This is a genomic window from Enterobacter sp. DVT3837 (assembly GCF_056238685.1).
This window is the reverse complement of the sequence record NZ_JBWDLA010000001.1, coordinates 1,344,200-1,362,379: the sequence shown is the minus strand read 5'-3', so window position 1 is coordinate 1,362,379 and position 18,180 is coordinate 1,344,200. Positions and strand designations below refer to the sequence as shown.

Here is an 18,180-nt window from a genome sequence, read left to right as displayed (position 1 = left end):
TCACATTTGTTAGATATGAAATGCAACGCGTTTTCCTGTGGGAAGTTCAACGTCGATACAAAGTTTCCCACCCATTGCCTCAATGTAGCGCTTAAGTGTGGCAATTTTTAGTTCATTTCCACGTTGCTCTATCTGAGTTACTGCGGGCTGGCTTACCCCCATAAGCTCGGCAACATTTTTTTGCGAAAGCCTGAGCTCTTCACGTAAAAGTTGCAGACCCGTTTCGAGGATCATTTCCTCTGCCATTTCTTTAATTCGTTGTTGGCTATCCGGTGAACGTGACGCAATCACTTCATTTAAGGTTTTCACTTGGTTGCCTCCAGGCTTGTCAGATGAAGGGAAAATTCGGTATCTGCGATGCGAATCATTTTTTCATAAAAGGTTTTGTCGTTACTCTTATCGCCCGCGCAAAGCACAATGGCCTGACGTACAGGATCAAATGCGAAGAAAGCACGAACAGGACGACCAGCATATTGAATACGTAATTCTTTCATATGTTTATACCGTGAGCCTTTAACCGTATCTGCATAAGGACGAGGAAGACGTGGCCCATAGTGTTGCAGATTTAGCAGGTCTGCCAGTACCTTATCCTGTAATCCTTCTTCCTGTTCAAACAACCACTGCTCGAATACCTTTCCGAACCGAACCGTCCACATGCTTTCGTCCATGATAAGCTGTAGCTTATAAAAAGAATATAAGCTGTAGTTAATAAATGCAATGGCTGTCATCGACAGCCAGGCTGTTAGTGGCAGGAGTATGACAAAGAGGGGATTTCAAACGGATCGTGCAATTAAGAAATTGCGAGGCGTTTTCCAGCGTTTTTCATTCATGCTGGAGAGTAAAGCTGCCGTTTGTCCATAAATAACCTTTTTACCCACTATTACTGGAAGGTCTGGGTGGCCCTTGGTGGAACTGGACGGCTCGAGGAGGACGGTACCCGACGTCGAGTATTGCTTCGAGGTTGTGGTGCTCTATCTCTCTGAAATCTGCTGTTTTTCTTCAGGTGAACTATCCGGAATTTCCGGATAGTTGAATGTTACTCAATTTTGCCTGCCGGAGACTGGATGACATCTTTGTCTGTAATGCCACCTCCATATTCTCAGCGTTAAGCTCGGCGGTGTGTATTCACTTTTGCGAGGCGCTTTCCAGGACGCGGAGTTTGGATCGCTGCGAGGGCGTCCTCTATCTCAACGAGCTTTGCTTTCGTCCGTTTATAATCATCCTGTAACCGCTGCTCCTGCTCGTTATATGCCACCAGAACGATGCAACCCTTCATCACCTTCACCGTGACCTGATGCCCGGTTTCAAACCCCGCCGCGCGCAGCCACTTGCCGGACAGAATGATATTGGGCGTGGATTTGTCGAAAACATTCGGGCGGTATCCCACAATTAATGAACGCTCGATTCCGGATTGGTCGGTGTCTGGGGTAGAATGCGAATCAGCCATAATCAACTCCTTGATAGTTGGTGAGGTTAGACGCTCCAGTTGTGTTCCTGCACATTGGGGCGTTGCAAAAACAGGAGGTTTAGGTGGCCTCCTATACGTGTCAGAGTAGATGGATAGGTGGCCTCATGTCAATCATATCGCGCGAAAAAAAACCAAAAGGCGGCGGGCAGTCTCCGCAGTTTAAGATGCGTATTGATCCGGCATTGAAGGAGCAGTTGGATGCGGTGGCGGCTGAGGAAGGGGTAAGTCTTGCCAGTTGGTTAAAGGAACTGGCGAGGGAGGCGTTAAGAAGAAAAGGATTTGAACCAAAAGGATAAGAAATCTCGTTGTTTATAATGAATCAGGACTTTGAATTCGTTAGGAAAATAAAAGGAATTTTTTATGACACGGACAACTAATCAACTAAAATTGTTAGCCGCTCTTAGAAGAAATGAAAAAAACAATAACACATTTACACCATCAGAATTGGCAAGCGAAACAGGTTACTCTGAAAATAGTATTAGAAAGTATATTAATGAGAAGTTGAATGGTCAGTATGTACATAGTACAGATGGAAAATTGTGGAGATGTCAGGGCATTCTAAAATTATCAAATGATGAATTTATCTCGCTGATGTCACAATCTTTAAAGGCAAAATCATTAACACCAGATACCAAGATTTATAGATCACTTTTAAAACGAAGTTTGGACGCCTTCATATTATCTCTAGAAATCTACAACAGACCCAGCTTAGATAATCGAGTTGAAGCATTTTGTATATTGGCAGTAAATGCTTGGGAGTTATTATTAAAAGCAGAGTTAATAAAATCCGCTGGAATAGGCGAGGTTTTCAATAAAAATGGATATTCAGTTTGCATCTCAGAAGCGATCCATAAGCGTTTTCAGCAAAATGATCCGGTAAAGAAAAACTTAGATGTATTAATTGAGCTTCGTGATGGAGCAATACATCTTCTTCTCCCAGAGCTTCAGCCAGAGCTATCACGTCTTTTTCAGGCGTGTGCTTTAAATTTTCAACAAAGATATTTAAATGAAACAGGAATGTCTCCATTAGCAGGGCAAAGTGTAGGGATGCTTAGTCTTGTTATAGATGGTCCTAAAAGTGATTTAATGACAATTAAAGAAAATTATGGAGAGATGACTGCGAATGTAGCAAAAGATTTTTTGACACGGTTTCATACTACGGTAGAGGAACAAAACTCTAATGAATTTAGTATATCAATTGATTATAGACTCACTTTAACCAAATCAGAAAAAGATAGCGATCTTTCTTTAGGAGTGGGAAGTAATGGTAACAATGCCATTATCATTCGTGAAACACGAGATCCAGATGTCACTCATCCATATTATCAAGGTTCGGCAATTGAGCGTATTAATGAGTTGCAAAAAAATATAACAATAACAACATACGCCTTCAATGCTATAGTCAAAAAGCATAATATTCAAAAATCAAAACGATCTGAGATGCATTATACAATTGATGAACGCCATCGTTACTCTGAGAAATTTATACAATGGGTTGTCAAAAACTTGGAGCAACCAAAATGGTTAGAAGATTCAATTTTATTTTATAGAAAACTACTAAAGAAAAAATAGCAAACTTTTGGCGGAAGATCACAGGAGTCAATGTTGAGTTGTAACTTCATGTTTTATATTGTTATTTTTACTGCGCTATGATGTTTTTATACGCATTGCTATACACATGTGCTGTGGCACAGTGTATAGCAATTTAACTCCGGCTCAATCCAGCTTGGTCACTACTTCATTCATTGTATAGTGCACAAATTGCTTTCCTAGTTCGGTCAGTACATAAGATTTTGTGTTCTCGAAAGCAGACTCAAGCGTTGATGTGCCACGCTTGGCTTGCGGGGCATGTCTTTGTTTTAAGAACTGACCATCTTCTGTGGTATTACGTGCTTGCCTAATCACTCCACCTGTTGACAGATCTCTAATTAACATTTTGTAGAGATCAGCCTCAGCCGAATCTTCGCGCGGAATTATTTCATGCAATTCCATCCATATTTCATAACGGGTTACGCCTGGATTTTGATAAATAATTCTGATGACTTGAAAATGCACTTCGTGATAAATATTAAGCCAATCTATAAATAAACGAATAATATCATCAGAACATATTTTAGAACTGACAGCATTAGTTATCATATTAGAGACTAGCTGTCTTTTTTCTTGTGTATCAGCATCATTCCATACACGAAAACTTTTGCGGACTAAATCAAGATACTCCTCAGACTCAAGTCTTTCATTGATATCCTCGCCTAGTTGTTCAAATCTCTTTGCTATAACATTTAAAGTTGAATTTAAATTTTCTAGTTTTTTATGATGTTCTTCAAGCCACTTTGTTTGTAATGAGTTTAATTTTATATTGCCTTCTTCGCTTTTAAAATTTGCAATAGCACCTAAAAAACCTCCAATCCAAGGTATGCTCCCTAATGCTGCAAGAGCGAACTGTTCTGCTAATCTTTTTTTATTAGAAGGATTTAAACTATCTATTTCATTTCTAAAGTCAATAATATCGAAATTATCATCATCCATCTGAATGATTCCTTATATGTTGCATGATAATACTTAAAATATATGCTTGTTTAACATAAGGATGAATCGATTTTTGAGATTTCTATCAAGGATTAACATTTTAGTTACTATGGGCACGCAGTACTTTCCATTCAAGCGCTAGTTTCGACTATAACTACAAAAAAGTTTTTTTGCATTTAACTGTTCACACTGTTCACACTGTTCACACTGTTCACACTGTTCACACTGTTCACCTTGCCATTTTTCTTTTTAATATCATAGCGATAAGTGATGAATAGTTGGTGAAGAGTGAACAGTCGACTCTTCACCTTTGTGATTTTTGATCGTCTGGATGAGTCCGGTCAGGTGATGCGCGGGGGGATAAAAAAATTTTTTTGGGTTTGACTGTTCACACTGTTCACCTCTGGTTTTTTATTAATAATTTCATGGTGATACAGGGTGAATATACGGTGAAGGGTGAACAGTGGATTGTTCACCCTATGAAAATGGCCAGAAAGGAAAAGACCGGCTGTTGCCGGTCTGGAGTTGGTTATGTCGCTGCAGGGTCATCGCATTTCGGCAGCCAGTCGCCGTAGCTTTCTTCTTTCAGCGACAGGTTAGTTTGTATCCCCTGCTTTGTGTGTCGCTTTTCATAATTCAGGCCGTACTCTTTCAGCATCATGGGCAGCCCCAGCCCGAACATTTTCAGGCTGAGCACGTTCCTGTATCCGTTAGCCTCCATATAGGCCAGATACGCGTGATAGAGATATTTACGGTAATTACGCGGGACAATGCTGGCATTGCCCATAAACATCCCGTTAGTCTGCGGCAGCATTTCCAGATAGCCGCAAAAATCAAACGTCGGGTCAGCATCACGCTTGATACTGAGCGCCTCGTCGGAGTTCTGCTGCGACTGGAGCAGTGCGCGCGCGGTCATCGGGTCGCTGAATTTCTGCATAAGCTGGCGCACGATGACGGCCAGCTCTCGCGCAATTTTATCCCTGAGCTGCGGGTCGCGTTCCTCCGGGGCAATCTGCTCCGGGAAATGAATAATCACCCGGCGACGTGACACACCGCCGCTGCGGTCGGTGAAGCGCATCGGGTTATTGTTCACGGCCAGAATGACCGCCGGAATATGCGTTGAATAAGGGTTCTGGTATTTCGGGTCAACCGAGACCGCATCGCCGCCGGTGATGGCCTTCAGCCCTGCACCGTCACCGCTCCATTTTTCCTGGTCAGGCAGACGTATCAGCGAGAAGCCAATCAGGGAGGCACGCTTGCGCGGGTCTTCCAGCGTGTCGATATCGGCCGACGTGGCGTTATCCTCTCCGGCAAGCAGGGTCGCAATTTCGGCCAGAATACTTTTCCCGCTCCCGCCGGGACCGGTGACTTCGAGAAAGAGCTGCCAGTCGTAGCGGTTCGCCAGCACCATAAACAGCGCGGCCAGAATTACATCGCGTTTTTCTGGTCTGCTACCGGCAGCACGGTCGAGCCAGCGCCAGAAGTTCGGCGCGTGAGTCTCCAGCATTTCGCCTTCCACCGGCGGGGTAAAATCCACGTCGCACAGCGTACGCAGCCAGTGCGATTTATGATGTGGACTGAACAGGCCGCTTTGGGTATCGAGTACCCCGTTGCGAAAGCCAATCAGACGGCGTGCCGGTGCGGCCTGCTGAGGAATAATCAGCTTCAGCGTTTCCACCACTGAGGTGATTCTCCCCGACGAGAACGGGGCGCGCAGGCGCTGGAAAAGCCCGGCTACGTCGCGTTCGAAACTGGACGGCTGTATGACTTTCCATATCCCTGCTTCATAACGGGACAGGAGCTGGCCGTTCGCATCCACCGCCAGCGCTTCGCCGTAATGCTCATGTACCCGCCAGGCCTTGTCGCTGGCGCTCATAGCGGTAAATTCCGCCTCGCTCATGATGTCGAACGGACTTTGCGCCGGTGGCCGGATGGCGTCATATATCGCTTTCCGCGTGGCCTCCCCGCCGTGCTGCATAAACGTATCATTCCAGTCACCGAACACCGGAGGCAGGGCAACAACGCCCTCACAGGCGTCTGCGGCCGCAGCGGCTTTACTCTGACCATCGCCGCTCAGGTCACGGTCGGCGGCGAGGACAATCTGACAGGCCGGGTGTTTCTGACGGGCAAGGCTCGCCAGAGAAAGGAGGTTCACGGACGACAGCGCCACCATAACGGTTTCGCCGGTCAGGTGATGCACGGTGAGCGCGGTCGCATAGCCCTCTGCAATCCACAGGCGTTTTCCAGCCTGTTTTTTCCCTTCGATGGTATGGCTCGCTCCTTTTACCGCCCCGCCTTTCAGGGTACGTTTGAGCCCCTCAGAATTGATAAGCTGAAGGTTAACCAGTGCGCCGGTATCGTCATACAGCGGGACAACCACATCACCGGCGCGGAACATCACGCCGCCGGTTTTATGTGTGGCCGTCAGCATGACACATTCATGACCGGGAAATCCCTTGCGGGTCAGATAGGCGTTGCCGCTGGCCGTGCGGGTTTTCTCCATCAGTCTGACGGCCAGCGCGGCCGCCGCTTTGCGGTCTGCTTCGGTTTCAGCCTCTGCGGCCGCAATCACTTCGGGGGCAACCGGTGGCAGGTTGCCGGTCACGGCACCCACCTTTCCGGCGGCCTCTGATGCGGTCACGCCGAACACTTTCTCGACCAGCTTAAGACCGTCACCCGCACCGCACTGGTTGCAGAACCATGTGCCTCGCCCCTCTTTATCGTCAAAGCGGAAACGGTCAGAGCCACCGCATACCGGACAGGCCTGATGGCGGTTTTTAATCACCTTCACGCCCAGCGCCGGGAGAATGCGCGGCCAGTGGCCGCACGCCTGTTTTACGGTTTCCGTTACGTTCATTTTCATCGTTATTTTCTCCCTCAGTGCACAACAGGCGATTGAATGTGACGGGCGCAGAGTTCATCCATCACGGCCAGCCCGAGAAAGGACAGTGAGGGCGCGGCCTTGAGTGGTCCGTCTTCCATTAAATCCTCCAGCAGTGCACAGGCAATCTGACGCCCTTTTTCCTCGCCGTGCTGGCGCAGGTAGAAGCCCTCCAGCTCGTCGGCAATCGCACTTTCCAGCGCGTCGAGGGTAAGGTTTGGGTAGCGGCGCTGGCGTTCGCATACCGTCAGCCATGCACAGGCCACGGCGCGACGATACAGCGCGGCGCGTAATACGGGCGGTAATGGCTTTTTCATACGTTGCCCTCCCCGGTCAGCCAGCGCTGATTGCAGCGCTCTACCACGCCGTCGAGCTGGGCGGTCATAAGGTAAATCACGGAGGTGAGTTGCGACTGCTGCGCAGGATCACGACGAACGGTGGCGCAGTCCTGTACCTGCATCAGCTCATTGACGAGCTGGCCGACATTGCGCATGTGCTCAAGGCATTCGAGGTCACGGGCGGTAATGGTGGTGTGTCTCATGCGCGCACCTCCGCAACCGGCAGACGGCCGGCAAACGAGAGGACGTAATCGCGAACGAGTGAACGACGTGCAGCGTGTTCATCACTGGCAACGGTGCGGAGCATACAGATACGGGGTTTACGGTCTGCGCGAGGAACGGCGGCAAACACAAAGACAAATTGCGGGTGTGACGGGGTGAGGGTCGTAGCCATAGTGGCAACCTCCAATGTTTGCATGTGACTGCTACCACTGGAAACGCCAATTTCACTGGTGGTAGCCCAGACGGGGTTGGCGTAACCGGCAACATTGGAAACCGGCGCTTCGTGAGAAGCCCCCGCCTGAGCCACCATTACACGAAGGATCCATAGACAGATAAATCTCTGGATCAAAAATGGATGCGCTGAGGCATAGACACAAAAAAAGACGCAAGGCGCGTCCGGTGTCGCCAATGTTGTAAACGGGACGCCAATCCCGGCTGCCGATTTTGCGACAGCGGGAAAACTATACCTGGAAACGGCGAAAAGAAGCAAGCCAGAAAAAGGGGCTGTTTGCTGAACGGTCATCATCATGCGTCATAGCCCCGGTTACGTTCGGCAATGCGATCCGCCATCCATGCAGTGATTTCAGACTGCGCCCACGCCACATTTTTTCCGCCGAGGGAGATTTGTTTCGGGAAAGCCTCGCGGCTGATGAGGTCGTAAATGGTTGACCGGGACAGGCCGCACAGATGCATCACTTCAGGCAGGCGGATAAAGCGCTCCTGAACGGCATCAGAGACCGGTATCAGTGGCGCGGCAGGGGCAGAAGACGGGGAAGAAAAAGCGGTGTGCATCGGGCTACCTCACAAAGTCCATACAGTGCCGGTCATGTCCGTCCGGCTTCGGGTAGCTCCTTATTATGTCTATATTTTTCCTCAGGTCATGTGAGATTTTTGGGGAAACAAACATTGACTTTTCGCTATGGCAAACAAAGGAAAACGCTGGCAAACATATGCAAATCACTGCATTACAATGCAGCAATTTCTATTGCTTTTAGTTATACGTTTTTCATTTTTAATCGAAATAAAGTCTAAGTGGTATAGACAGAGCAAAACAGGAGGGTGAACAGTGGTGAACAGACGGTGAACAGTCATGCTGTCAACTGTTAACCCTTTATCTCACTGTATTTATTATATTTTTATTTAAGGTGAACAGTGGTGAATAGTTATATGTAAAAAAACAAACGATGAGTAAGGTTTTGCTGAGACCTTTCTCTGGCAAGCCGGGTTTTGAGTGCTGTTTGTGCCAGAACTGCCACAACTGCAATGAATCGAGATGTTGTGTGATGAAGGGCAGAATCATATCAGGTTGAACACACGGAGAGCCTGAACATGAAACCCGAAACAGTCATTACCGCCCTGCAGAATGTAGCTGCTCAGCAGTCCGCAGAGAACAGCCAGCACATCACCGATAAGCTGAGCACATTCACTGCGGCCAGAGACACCCACGCGGCCAGCATGCAGGAACTGAAAGAGATTGATACTTCCATTGAACGCTGTAAGCAGGAGCGGCAGACCGCCCTCAGTGAGAGTGCAGAGGCGGAGCAGGACTGGCGCAGTCGCTTCCGCACCCTGCGCGGCAATCTCACCCCTGAAATGAAAGCTGAGCACAGCAAGCGTATCGCCAGTCGCGAGCTGGCCGACGAATTCACCGGCCTGATTGCGGAGCTGGAAACCGACCGGACACGCGCCATGCTGAATGCCTGCTCCACTGCCAGTAAATACCTGTCAGCGCATGACGATGCCTTTACCGCTTATGCCGGTGCGGAATGGGCTCAGGCGGTCAACACGCTCCCCGTCGCGCTCATACGTGCTTTCCTGCTGCGCATTCGCGCCCTCGAAATGAAGGGAGACAGTGCACCGCAGCCCGTGGCCATCGGTGAGCTGCGCGATGCGCTGAGCCGTCAGGGCAGCCTGTATCACTTCGATATGAAGCAGGAGCCGGTATTGTCCGTGACGGGCATGCACCGGCCGCAGATAACCGGTGTGGATACGGAGTTGTTACGCAGCCCGGCGAAGAGAATGAAGCTCGCCAGAAAGCTGTCTGAAAATGACGGCACTAAGGCGGAGGCATAAGTATGTTTCACTGTCCGTTCTGCAAAACCAGTGCACACGCCCGCACCAGTCGTTATCTGTCAGAGAACGTTAAACAGCGCTATCACCAGTGCGTGAATATCGAGTGCTCGGCAACTTTCCGCACGCTTGAATCCGTTGACGGGATTATCTGTTCGCCGCCGACAGAGCCGGTCATTCCTGCATCCGAACCGGCAGCCACCGTTAACCGTGCGGGCGCTTAAACACGACCAGTCATCAGGAGAAACTTACGTGACCACACTGACGCTACAGAAAGCCTTTGAGGCCTGTCAGACAAATAAATCCGCCTGGCTGCAACGCAGGGAAGAACTGACTCAGGCCGAACAGGCATACCGCGAACAGCTTGCCGGTAGCGGCCACAGCGGCCGGAGCCTGCAAACACTGCGCGAGATTATCGACGTGAAAAAGTGGGAAATTAACCAGGCTGCCGGGCGTTATATCCGCTCGCATGAGGAGGTGCAGCGCATCAGCATACCTAACCGTCTGAATGATTTTATGCAGGCGCACGGCGCGGAGCTGGCCGCCGCCCTTGCCCCGGAGCTGATGAATTATTCCGGGCAACATTCCGCCGTTCAGCGCTGCGCCATGCAGCACTCACTCGACTATCTGCGTGAAGCGCTGCAGGTCTGGCTGGCCGCCGGAGAAAAAATTAATTATTCGGTGCAGGATAATGAAATTTTAACGGCCATTGGGTTCAGGCCTGACGCGGCCTCGCGCGATGATAGTCGTGAAAAATTCACACCTGCACAGAACCTGAATTACACCCGCCGCCGTGCAGAACTGGCTGCGCAGTAGTCCTTTCAAAAATCCCTGAAAATCCCGCCATTTTTACGTAAAAAAGCCATGCATGCATAAGGTGCATGGTTTTGCATGCGTTTTACCGACACTGAATCCCCCGCCAGCACCAGCACTGACGAGCTCAGAGGCCGGTCATGCACCTGCATTAAAAGCGCCCCCTTAAGCGGGCAGGCGGGGCGGGGAGAGCATTGCGCGCCGGCGCGGTGCTTTATTTGTTTAGCCCTTGAGTTCGTTGTGATGGCTTTGATTGAAAATTACTGCTTTGCTGTTGTCTTGCACGATTTGCTAAGAACGAGAGTACGGGAGATTAAGGTATGAAGGGTATGCTTATAGGAAATGTACAATAACACCGCCTTTCGGCGGCATTATTATATGTTACTAGTCTTTATTACGATGGCGCTCGTAAGCGATAATTTTTACGCTTTCAAGTGTTTTCATGATTTCTGATTTTATATTATTGATTTTAGTATTAGATGCACCTTTACCATTGAAAGATTTGAAATCAATTACTAACTCTGCTGCTTCATTTTTTTTAGAAGCATATTCAGGGAATTCATATGATATTTTACATTCAGCATCATAATCTATATCCTGCATAGTGTAGTTTGCGACTAGTTTTGCTATTTTTAGGCTCGGGTGAATGCTTTTGTTTCTAAAGAAAATTGAATCACCAAGAGTCCCTTTGAGCTTAAGTTCTTCTATGTTTTTTCTAACCACTCCATGCCCTGAGGGAAAGTAGCATTTTCATCTGGATGGAAATCAACATCAATAATTTTATTGAAATAGAACTCATTCTTACGATGACTTTCAGATATATCTTTAAGAAAAGCTATGCGCCCTTCATTGTTGAAGTGGTTAAATTGTATTTTTAAGATTTCAGCGTTTTGTTTAATGTGATTGTTTTCTTTAAAATGAGAGTTTAACCTTCTAAGGATTTTATCAGCAACAAGTTTTGTTTCATTAGAAGTATGGTTGATAGATATATTTACTTCAACTTTATCAGATTGTCCATTTTTTTTCTCAAGTTCAATTCTACCTGAGAAGAATTGCTCCGTTTCATTCCATCCACTCATTAAATCGGTACGTTTAACTTCAAAGTCTAGGGCAACAAGATTTTCTTTATCTTCTTTAGCATAAAAATCAGAAATAAAAGATATTTCATAATTGCTAAATGGGTCCTCTATTAAACCTGTTAGATCTACATCCCCACCAATTGCATCAATTAGTGTATCTTTAGAATCCCATTCTAAAGTTCGCATGCTTATTTTAGAACTATGCTCTTTAGTTTTTATTTTTTCTACCAGCTCATTAAACTCTAGTGGTGAAATTAATGATTTCATAAGCAAAGGGACAGTGTTACTCTTCTCATCGCTTGAACAAAACACCCCTCTCTGTCGTAATATAGATTTAACATCAGCCTTTGTGATTTTACTCTGGGAGAGAAGAGTTTTTAAGTTATCTCCGCTTGGTAATATAATGTGGTCCATTTTTACCCCCTGAAATCGCTATTGTAAGATTCAATTTCTATATTTATATTTTTATCAGTTGCTAGCTTGATAGCATCTAAAGATTCTTTGCTATTAAGTTTATTATAATGCTCAAAAACAAACATTAGATTCTGGGAAATATCAGCAACTAAATCTCTTGTACAGCTTATTAACCCATCTAATAAATCGCTTGAATAAGGTTCAGAGCAAACCATGCATATAATGGGTTGTTCGTTATTTTCTTGCTCAATAAGGAAAGGGATTATTGGCGATGATATGTATTCGACTGGAAAGATTTTCCCAAAGTATTTTTTCTGTATCATCATTAAATTTAGGGATGTTGGTGGGTAGAAGAAGTTAACCTTATCTTTCCCATATTTTTTTCTAATGAAGGTTATGCTGTCAAATAAAAATGCGGCTCTTTTATTATCAATGACATGAATTGTTCTGTATTTTAACTCACTATTGCTTTGTGTGTTTTTTATTTGATTAATGATGCTTTGCTTTTCAGGGGTTTCATCGTTATTAATATAAAACAAAACACCTGTCTCAACTTTACGACATGATCCATTAGTACTGAGACGCTCATTAATCTCTTTTTTAAGAGTTGATTTGTTGTAGCGATTCTATCGCTAGTGCAATGTCTTCAAAGTGCGCCTTAAACGTAGATGGTACGCTAGAATAAGGATTTGAGGAGTATTTTGATGATACTATGACATTTTCAATAGTTTTACTTTCTAAGGGGGAATGATAGGCGAAAAGCGCATCAATCCCATGTGTTTCTTTTTGATGCTTTTGGGTATGGCATTTAACATATTTATTTGTTACGTGATTTTCCCACCCAAATAAATCTAAAAAATTCGTGACGATATTTTCACCAACGTCACCAACTAATTTTGAGAACTCACCCATGATTTCATCCTTTCAATTTCGTGAGATAATCAGAATACCATTGTATCATTTCTCTACGCTTCTCAAGATATAGAGCATGATTATAAGTGCCTCGAATGCTATTTTTATCCACGTGTGCCAACTGCATCTCAATCCAAGCACTATCAAACCCTTGCTCGTGTAGAATTGTCGACATTGTATGCCTAAAACCGTGACCTGTAGCACGTCCTTTGTAACCAAGTAACTCAATAACTTGCGAGACGCTTTCTTTCGAGATCGGTTTGCTGCGGTTGTTCCTGCCAATGAAGATGTAAGGGTAATGGTCGGTAATAGGTCTGAGCTGCTTAAATAGGTCAACTACCTGGGTAGATAAAGGAACAATGTGAGGCCTACGCATTTTCATACGTTCAGCGGGGATTTCCCATATACCTTTCTCAAGGTCAACCTCATCCCATGTAGCAAAGCGCATCTCTTGGGTTCGTACACCGGTCAGCATGACGATTTTTGTCGCATTCTTAGTGATGATGCTGCCGGTATACGCTTCAAGATCCCGAATAAAATGAGGTAACTCTTCAGCGGATAAAAATGGATGATGCTTTTGCTTCGGAACGGCTAAAGCAATAGCCAAATCAGGAGCAGGATTGTATTCAGCGCGGCCAGTTATGATTGCGTAGCGATAAACCTCACCGCACCTCTGACGCACCTTACGTGTTTTCTCAAGTGCCCCACGCTTCTCTATTCGTCGCAATACTTCAAGCAGTTCTAACGGTTTGATTTCACTGATAGGGCGTTTACCAATGAACGGGAACACATCTTGCTCAAATGTCTTAATGATTTCTTCGCGATAGGCCACTGTCCAGCGGTCAGCTTTGTTAGTGTGCCATTCTCGACATATGGTTTCGAATGAGTTCTCTGTTGAGAGTTGCAGTGCCAGTTTTTGGGCTTTACGTTCTTCCACTGGGTCTATGCCGTTTGCTACCTGCTTACGAGCGGTATCGCGTTTCTCACGTGCTTCTGCGAGGCTCACAAGGTCGTAGCTGCCAAATGACATTAGCCGTGCTTTACCGGCAAAACGAAAGCGGAAGCGCCAGCCCTTTGACCCGTCTGGATTGATAAGTAATGACAGACCTTGTCCATCGTTCAATGTATAGGGTTTGTCTTGGGGCTTTGCTCGTTTAATTTGTATGTCTGTTAGTGGCATGTGTATAAGTCAAAAATGTGTATAAAAAATCTATACACATCACTATACATATTTTTCATGGACTCAGGGAGAACTTGTCGGACGGTTACGGATAAGTGATTTACTATGTATGTTGAAAATAAAGGATTTTTAGACGTTCCCGGATAGCGGCGGAGGAATTTTGGCGGAAGATCACAGGAGTCGAACCTGCCCGGGAACGCTGGCGTCCCCAACTGGATTTGAAGTCCAGCCACCTCACCGGAGATGACGATCTTCCGCGCCTGCATTGCTACATGGAGGCGGGGCGCATTATAGCTACTTTCAGGGATTTACCACATACCCCTACACACTTTTTTCACCTCTCTTTTGACCTGTACCGGATCATTTCAGCTAATTCCTAAGAAAATCCTCATGTTAGCCCCTCGTGCTTCCCAACATTTACCGCGATCACAAAAAACAAGAAACGTAATCTCTTAACCAGAAAACGCAATACCCGCCTTTGAAACAATGGTTTAAAACCAATGTAACCGGTCTCAGCGCCCCCTACAGCGTGAAGGATAAAAAAAGATGAGCGAAGTATTGTCAGTAAAAGAGAAGATTGGCTACGGCATGGGAGACGCCGCCAGCCACATCATTTTTGATAACGTCATGTTGTACATGATGTTTTTCTACACCGATATTTTCGGCATTCCCGCCGGGTTTGTCGGCACCATGTTCCTGCTGGCGCGCGCACTGGATGCGATCTCCGACCCGTGCATGGGGCTGATTGCCGACCGCACCCGCAGCCGATGGGGCAAGTTCCGTCCGTGGATTTTGTTCGGCGCTATCCCATTCGGCATCGTCTGCGTGCTGGCTTACACTACGCCGGACCTCAGCCTCAACGGTAAAATGGTTTACGCCGCCGTTACTTACACCCTGCTGACCCTGCTCTATACCGTCGTCAACATCCCCTACTGCGCGCTGGGCGGCGTGATCACCAATGACCCGACGCAGCGTATCTCCCTTCAGTCCTGGCGCTTTGTGCTGGCGACCGCGGGCGGAATGCTCTCCACGGTGCTGATGATGCCGCTGGTGAACCTGATTGGCGGCGACGACAAAGCCTTTGGATTCCAGGGCGGGATCGCCGTGCTGTCGGTTGTCGCGTTCCTGATGCTGGCGTTCTGCTTCTTTACCACCAAAGAGCGCATCCAGGTCCCACCGAGCACCACCTCCATGCGTGAAGACCTGCGTGATATCTGGCGAAACGACCAGTGGCGCATTGTTGGCGTGCTCACCATCTTCAACATCCTTGCCGTCTGCGTGCGCGGCGGGGCGATGATGTACTACTGCACCTGGATCATGGGTTCGCCGGAGGTGTTCGTCGCCTTCCTTACCACCTACTGCGTTGGCAACCTGATTGGCTCCGCGCTGGCAAAACCGCTCACCGACTGGAAGTGCAAGGTCAGCATCTTCTGGTGGACCAACGCCGCGCTGGCGGTGGTCAGCGTGGCGATGTTCTTCGTGCCGATGCATGCCACCGTCCTGATGTTCGGCTTCATCTTCGTTATCGGCGTGCTGCACCAGCTGGTGACGCCGATTCAGTGGGTAATGATGTCCGATACCGTCGACTACGGCGAATGGACCAACGGCAAGCGCCTGACCGGCATCAGCTTTGCGGGCACGCTGTTCGTGCTGAAACTCGGCCTGGCGCTGGGCGGGGCGATGATCGGCTGGATGCTGGCAGGCGGCGGCTACGACGCGGCAGCCAAAACCCAGAACAGCGCGACCATCAGCATCATTATCGGCCTGTTTACCCTGGCCCCGGCGATCTGCTACGTGCTGAGCGCCATTATCGCCAAACGCTACTACACGCTGAAAACCCCTTTCCTGACCAAAATCCTGGGCGAGCTGGCGCAGGGCGCGCGCCGCAATCAGCAGGAGTTTGAAAACCTGCCGGTCAGCAAAGAATTGCAGAACTAAGAGGACGAGAGTATGAAAATCAGTGATGGAAACTGGCTTATTCAACCGGGCCTGAACGTGACCTATCCGGTGCAGGTGTTCGACGTGGAGCAGCAGGGCAATGACCTGGTGGTCTACGTGGCGCCGCGCGACGTGCGCGAACGCACCTGGCAGCTCGACACGTTGATGTTCACGGTGCGCCTGTTTGCCCCGCAGGAAGGGATCGTCGGGGTGCGTATCGAGCACTTCCAGGGCGCACTGAATAACGGCCCGCACTATCCGCTGAATGTGCTGAAAGACGTGAAGGTAGAGATTGAAAACAACGCCGAATTTGCCGAGCTGAAAAGCGGCAGCGTTAGCATACGCGTCACCAAAGGTGAGTTCTGGACGCTGGATTTCCTGCGCAACGGCCAGCGTATTACCGGCAGCCAGCTGAAAAACAACGGCTACGTGCAGGACAGCAATACCGACCGCAGCTACGTTTTTGAGCGTCTGGATCTGGGCGTGGGGGAAACGGTCTACGGCCTGGGCGAGCGCTTTACCGCGCTGGTGCGCAACGGGCAAACGGTCGAAACCTGGAACCGCGACGGCGGCACCAGCACCGAGCAGTCCTACAAAAATATCCCGTTCTACCTGACCAACCGCGGCTACGGCGTGCTGGTGAATCACCCGGAAAACGTCTCGTTTGAAGTCGGCTCCGAGAAGGTCTCCAAAGTGCAGTTCAGCGTGGAAGGAGAATATCTCGAGTACTTCGTGATCGACGGCCCGACCCCAAAAGAGGTGCTGAACCGCTATACGCAGTTCACCGGGCGTCCGGCGCTGCCGCCAGCGTGGTCGTTCGGCCTGTGGCTGACCACCTCGTTTACCACCAACTATGACGAAGCCACGGTCAACAGCTTTATCGACGGTATGGCCGAGCGCGACCTGCCGCTACACGTCTTCCACTTCGACTGCTTCTGGATGAAGGCCTTCCAGTGGTGCGATTTCGAGTGGGACCCGGTGACCTTCCCGGATCCTGAAGGGATGATCCGTCGCCTGAAAGAGAAAGGATTGAAGGTTTGCGTGTGGATCAACCCGTACATCGGCCAGAAATCCCCAATCTTCCAGGAACTGAAAGAGAAGGGTTACCTGCTCAAGCGCCCGGATGGCTCCCTGTGGCAGTGGGACAAATGGCAGCCGGGTCTGGCGATCTATGACTTCACCAACCCGGAAGCCTGCAAATGGTACGCCGACAAGCTGAAAGGCCTGGGGGATATTGGCGTGGATTGTTTCAAGACTGACTTCGGCGAGCGTATCCCGACCGACGTGCAGTGGTTCGACGGTTCCGATCCGCAGAAGATGCACAACCACTACGCCTACATCTATAACGAACTGGTGTGGAACGTACTGAAAGAAACCGTCGGCGAAGACGATGCTGTACTGTTCGCCCGTTCAGCGTCCGTGGGTGCGCAGAAGTTCCCGGTGCACTGGGGCGGTGACTGCTACGCCAACTATGAATCAATGGCAGAAAGCCTGCGCGGTGGGCTGTCGATCGGCCTGTCTGGCTTTGGCTTCTGGAGCCACGATATCGGCGGGTTCGAAAATACGGCTCCGGCGCACGTCTACAAGCGCTGGTGCGCGTTTGGGCTGTTCTCCAGCCACAGTCGCCTGCACGGCAGCAAATCCTACCGCGTGCCGTGGGCGTACGATGACGAGTCCTGCGACGTGGTGCGCCATTTCACTCAGTTGAAATGCCAGATGATGCCGTATTTGTATCGTCAGGCTGCGCTGGCGCGCGAGTGCGGTACCCCGATGCTGCGGGCGATGATGCTCGAGTTCCCGGACGATCCGGCGTGCGATTATCTTGACCGTCAGTACATGCTGGGGGATTCCATGATGGTTGCGCCGGTGTTCTCCGAAGTGGGTGACGTGCAGTTTTATCTGCCGGAAGGACGCTGGACGCATCTGTGGCATAACGATGAAATCCAGGGCAGCCGCTGGCATAAACAGCAGCACGATTTTATGAGCCTGCCAGTTTATGTGCGCGATAACACACTGCTGGCGCTGGGCAATAATAACCAGAAGCCGGATTACGCGTGGCATGAGGGCACAGCTTTCCAGCTGTTTAACCTGGATGACGGCGCAACGGCGATGAGCGAAGTGCCTGCGACGGACGGCTCCGTGACGTTTACGCTGAAGGCGTCACGTCGGGGCGAAATCGTGACCCTTACCGGCGCGGGAGACGCGCAAAACTGGTCGGTGTGCTTGCGCAACGTGCAGAAGGTGAGCGGTGTGAAGGGCGGTTCACTCGCGGGCAGCGAGTGGGGTGTGGTGGTGAAAGCCGAGGGGGATGAGGTGGTGATTCACCTCTGAGCCGT

21 protein-coding genes and 1 tRNA gene are annotated in these 18,180 nt (G+C 48.9%); 7 read left to right on the top strand and 15 right to left on the bottom strand.

Annotated features, from left to right (window positions below):
* Positions 1-9 precede the first annotated feature (9 nt).
* From AC0XWG_RS06635 to AC0XWG_RS06625, 3 genes are all read right to left on the bottom strand, one after another.
* A complete protein-coding gene (locus AC0XWG_RS06635; protein WP_128348879.1) occupies positions 10-309 on the bottom strand; it encodes a helix-turn-helix domain-containing protein in 300 nt (99 codons plus the stop codon).
* A complete protein-coding gene (locus AC0XWG_RS06630) occupies positions 306-656 on the bottom strand; it encodes a type II toxin-antitoxin system RelE/ParE family toxin (RefSeq protein ID WP_063927918.1) in 351 nt (116 codons plus the stop codon). Before AC0XWG_RS06630 ends, AC0XWG_RS06635 begins: the two co-directional genes overlap by 4 nt.
* A 449-nt stretch (positions 657-1,105) precedes the next feature.
* Positions 1,106-1,447, bottom strand: coding sequence for a SymE family type I addiction module toxin (locus AC0XWG_RS06625; protein ID WP_475680488.1), 342 nt, complete (start codon positions 1,445-1,447; stop codon positions 1,106-1,108).
* A gap of 125 nt (positions 1,448-1,572) precedes the next feature.
* Here AC0XWG_RS06625 and AC0XWG_RS06620 point away from each other — a divergent pair, with 125 nt between their 5' ends.
* Together AC0XWG_RS06620 and AC0XWG_RS06615 are read left to right on the top strand one after the other, a co-directional pair.
* Positions 1,573-1,764: a toxin-antitoxin system HicB family antitoxin gene (locus tag AC0XWG_RS06620; RefSeq protein WP_256068201.1), complete on the top strand. Its 192-nt coding sequence runs from the start codon at positions 1,573-1,575 to the stop codon at positions 1,762-1,764.
* A gap of 64 nt (positions 1,765-1,828) precedes the next feature.
* Complete coding sequence (locus tag AC0XWG_RS06615) at positions 1,829-3,040, top strand: DUF3644 domain-containing protein (RefSeq protein ID WP_475680487.1); 1,212 nt, start codon at positions 1,829-1,831, stop codon at positions 3,038-3,040.
* 144 nt (positions 3,041-3,184) lie between these two features.
* Here AC0XWG_RS06615 and AC0XWG_RS06610 read toward each other — a convergent pair whose 3' ends face one another.
* The 6 genes from AC0XWG_RS06610 to AC0XWG_RS06585 form a co-directional block, all read right to left on the bottom strand.
* Positions 3,185-3,997 (bottom strand): hypothetical protein, encoded by an 813-nt coding sequence (locus AC0XWG_RS06610; protein WP_003844494.1) that lies wholly within the window; start codon positions 3,995-3,997, stop codon positions 3,185-3,187.
* 529 nt (positions 3,998-4,526) lie between these two features.
* Positions 4,527-6,860, bottom strand: coding sequence for a primase-helicase zinc-binding domain-containing protein (locus AC0XWG_RS06605; RefSeq protein ID WP_475680486.1), 2,334 nt, complete (start codon positions 6,858-6,860; stop codon positions 4,527-4,529).
* Positions 6,861-6,874: 14 nt separating this feature from the next.
* Positions 6,875-7,195, bottom strand: a complete 321-nt coding sequence (locus AC0XWG_RS06600; RefSeq protein WP_070533644.1) for a DUF5375 domain-containing protein — start codon at positions 7,193-7,195, stop codon at positions 6,875-6,877.
* On the bottom strand, positions 7,192-7,419 hold the full coding sequence (locus tag AC0XWG_RS06595; RefSeq protein WP_017692848.1) for a hypothetical protein: 228 nt from the start codon (positions 7,417-7,419) through the stop codon (positions 7,192-7,194). Before AC0XWG_RS06595 ends, AC0XWG_RS06600 begins: the two co-directional genes overlap by 4 nt.
* A complete protein-coding gene (locus AC0XWG_RS06590; protein ID WP_475680485.1) occupies positions 7,416-7,967 on the bottom strand; it encodes a host cell division inhibitor Icd-like protein in 552 nt (183 codons plus the stop codon). The genes AC0XWG_RS06595 and AC0XWG_RS06590 overlap by 4 nt, the downstream gene beginning before the upstream one ends.
* A complete protein-coding gene (locus tag AC0XWG_RS06585) occupies positions 7,964-8,230 on the bottom strand; it encodes a helix-turn-helix transcriptional regulator (protein WP_475680484.1) in 267 nt (88 codons plus the stop codon). Before AC0XWG_RS06585 ends, AC0XWG_RS06590 begins: the two co-directional genes overlap by 4 nt.
* A gap of 537 nt (positions 8,231-8,767) precedes the next feature.
* Here AC0XWG_RS06585 and AC0XWG_RS06580 point away from each other — a divergent pair.
* The 3 genes from AC0XWG_RS06580 to AC0XWG_RS06570 are packed head-to-tail and all read left to right on the top strand — an operon-like array spanning position 8,768 to position 10,324.
* A complete protein-coding gene (locus AC0XWG_RS06580; protein WP_475680483.1) occupies positions 8,768-9,511 on the top strand; it encodes a capsid protein in 744 nt (247 codons plus the stop codon).
* Positions 9,512-9,513: 2 nt separating this feature from the next.
* Positions 9,514-9,732, top strand: a complete 219-nt coding sequence (locus tag AC0XWG_RS06575; protein WP_045408790.1) for an ogr/Delta-like zinc finger family protein — start codon at positions 9,514-9,516, stop codon at positions 9,730-9,732.
* Between the two features lie 28 nt (positions 9,733-9,760).
* The gene (locus AC0XWG_RS06570) at positions 9,761-10,324 is read left to right on the top strand and encodes a phage polarity suppression protein (protein ID WP_475680482.1); all 564 of its coding nucleotides are present in this window, start codon (positions 9,761-9,763) and stop codon (positions 10,322-10,324) included.
* 381 nt (positions 10,325-10,705) lie between these two features.
* Here AC0XWG_RS06570 and AC0XWG_RS06565 read toward each other — a convergent pair whose 3' ends face one another.
* The 6 genes from AC0XWG_RS06565 to AC0XWG_RS06540 all read right to left on the bottom strand — a co-directional run bounded on the left by AC0XWG_RS06565 (position 10,706) and on the right by AC0XWG_RS06540 (position 14,162).
* Positions 10,706-11,044 carry a hypothetical protein gene (locus AC0XWG_RS06565; protein ID WP_475680481.1) on the bottom strand — a complete coding sequence of 113 codons (339 nt, stop codon included), beginning with the start codon at positions 11,042-11,044 and terminating at the stop codon, positions 10,706-10,708.
* Positions 11,026-11,814 (bottom strand): GapS4b family protein, encoded by a 789-nt coding sequence (locus AC0XWG_RS06560; RefSeq protein ID WP_475680480.1) that lies wholly within the window; start codon positions 11,812-11,814, stop codon positions 11,026-11,028. The genes AC0XWG_RS06565 and AC0XWG_RS06560 overlap by 19 nt, the downstream gene beginning before the upstream one ends.
* A 2-nt stretch (positions 11,815-11,816) precedes the next feature.
* Positions 11,817-12,407 (bottom strand): PD-(D/E)XK nuclease domain-containing protein, encoded by a 591-nt coding sequence (locus AC0XWG_RS06555; RefSeq protein ID WP_475680765.1) that lies wholly within the window; start codon positions 12,405-12,407, stop codon positions 11,817-11,819.
* 7 nt (positions 12,408-12,414) lie between these two features.
* Positions 12,415-12,726, bottom strand: a complete 312-nt coding sequence (locus AC0XWG_RS06550) for a PD-(D/E)XK nuclease domain-containing protein (protein ID WP_475680479.1) — start codon at positions 12,724-12,726, stop codon at positions 12,415-12,417.
* Positions 12,727-12,730: 4 nt separating this feature from the next.
* A complete protein-coding gene (locus AC0XWG_RS06545; RefSeq protein ID WP_475680478.1) occupies positions 12,731-13,906 on the bottom strand; it encodes a tyrosine-type recombinase/integrase in 1,176 nt (391 codons plus the stop codon).
* 161 nt (positions 13,907-14,067) lie between these two features.
* A tRNA-Sec gene (locus AC0XWG_RS06540) sits at positions 14,068-14,162 on the bottom strand.
* A 290-nt stretch (positions 14,163-14,452) separates the two neighbouring features.
* Between AC0XWG_RS06540 and AC0XWG_RS06535 the strand changes: the two genes are divergently transcribed.
* Both AC0XWG_RS06535 and yicI read left to right on the top strand, forming a co-directional pair.
* Positions 14,453-15,844 carry a glycoside-pentoside-hexuronide family transporter gene (locus tag AC0XWG_RS06535; protein WP_108089314.1) on the top strand — a complete coding sequence of 464 codons (1,392 nt, stop codon included), beginning with the start codon at positions 14,453-14,455 and terminating at the stop codon, positions 15,842-15,844.
* Between the two features lie 12 nt (positions 15,845-15,856).
* Positions 15,857-18,175, top strand: a complete 2,319-nt coding sequence (yicI, locus tag AC0XWG_RS06530; RefSeq protein ID WP_475680477.1) for an alpha-xylosidase — start codon at positions 15,857-15,859, stop codon at positions 18,173-18,175.
* The last annotated feature ends 5 nt before the right edge of the window (positions 18,176-18,180 follow it).